Annotated in this window: 2 protein-coding genes; both read left to right on the top strand. The window is 61.8% G+C overall.

Annotated elements, in window-relative coordinates:
* Positions 1 to 257, top strand: a 257-nt coding sequence (locus tag ABD115_RS00010) for a hypothetical protein (protein WP_343956908.1), incomplete at its 5' end; no start/stop codon positions are given.
* A 105-nt stretch (positions 258 to 362) separates the two neighbouring features.
* Complete coding sequence (locus ABD115_RS00005; protein WP_343956906.1) at positions 363 to 1,466, top strand: IS1249 family transposase; 1,104 nt, start codon at positions 363 to 365, stop codon at positions 1,464 to 1,466.
* Positions 1,467 to 1,561 lie beyond the last annotated feature (95 nt).

The following is a 1,561-nucleotide window of genomic DNA, read 5'->3' as shown; positions in this document are numbered from 1 at the left end:
AATACCTGTCGCGTGGCGCTGCGCCCGAGTCGAGTCCCGATCCCTCTGACGAGCTCTCTGACGAGTTCTCTAGCGGGCCCTCTGGCCACCCGGGCGTCGGAGATGACGCTGGCGCGCCTCCGCGCGCACACGAAGCGCTCCCACGGGCGCGCAGTCTGCTCGCGCTTGTCTATGCGCACATCGTGCAGCGGGCCGTGCTCACAGAGACCGAAGGCGGTGCGAGCGAGTTCGACGTCGCCGCGGTATTTGAGAGCTGAGGCCCGAGGGCGCGGGGTACCGGCCAAAAATAGTGGATAGGATCCCGATCTAGCCGCACCATCACGCAGTAAAACAGGGAACGCTTTACCCAGGCACCCTTAACTGTGCCAACATCACTGAACTCGACCACCTGTCTGCTATGCGGAACAAAGCTCGTGAAAAACGGTAGGCACCCATCCGGCACCCAACGCTGGCGCTGTACCTCCTGCGGCACATCCCAGACGCGCAAACGCCCCGACCTCACCCAACGAGAACACCTCCGCGCATTCGTCTCCTGGCTCACAGGGAAGCGCTCACAACCCGAGATCGATGGCACCCAAACCGGCCGCTCGTTCAGACGCCGAACCGCGAAGTGCTGGACTATGCGTCCACACCTCCCACCCTGTAACACGATCCATCACGCAGTCATGGTCGACGGGATCTGGATCGGGTCGTGGTGTCTCCTGATCGCGCTCTCTGACACCGGCCACGTACTGGCCTGGCAATGGTGCAGCGGAGAAACGACAGCAGCATGGTCAGCACTCCTCACGAAAGTCCCACCTCCCGCGGTGCTGGTCTCTGATGGTGGCACCGGCCTCCCTTCCGCACTCCGGCAAGCCTGGCCACACACCTGGCACCAACGCTGCTTGTTCCACCTACAAATGAACGTGACCAGGCACCTCACGAGAAACCCGCGCACAAAAGCCGGGCGAGCCCTTCGCGCACTCATCCAACACCTCAGCGATGTCCGTGACGAGGATCAAGCAATCCAATGGCAGGTGCTCCTTAACCAGTGGTGGCAGGAATACGGGTACCTCACGCGTGAACGCACACTGTTGCGCAATGGGTACTTCGGGTTCACTCATGACCGGTTAAGAAAAGCGTGGCTCCTCGTACACAACGTTGTGCGCAAAGACCTCATCTTCACCTATGTCAGGTACGGGAATCCGCGGACGACTTCACCGCTCGAGGGTGGAGTGAACGCGCAACTGCGTGAGATGTTGCGGCGCCACCGGGGAATGAGCGAGGAACACCGCAGGCGGGCCGCGGAATGGTTCCTCACGGTCCGAGAAATCGGCATCGACGAAGCACTCGCCACAGCGACCACGGCCATCGAGAAGCCACGCCCCGAGCCGAGGGAAGAACCAGAGGGGCCAGCGCTCTACGACACGGGTTTGGACTCAGGCGAGGGCCTCTGGATGCGCGCAGGGTGGGCGGGCCGGGGATGACACACCGGGGCTATCCACTATTTTTGGGGGGTATCGGCCAAAACGTGTGGATGGAATCTTGATCTAGCCGCATGATCACGCGCTAAAACAGGGAT

Source organism: Leucobacter albus, assembly GCF_039528015.1.
In the GTDB taxonomy this organism is placed as follows: Bacteria; Actinomycetota; Actinomycetes; order Actinomycetales; family Microbacteriaceae; genus Leucobacter; species Leucobacter albus.
This window is presented reverse-complemented; position numbering and strand designations above follow the sequence as displayed.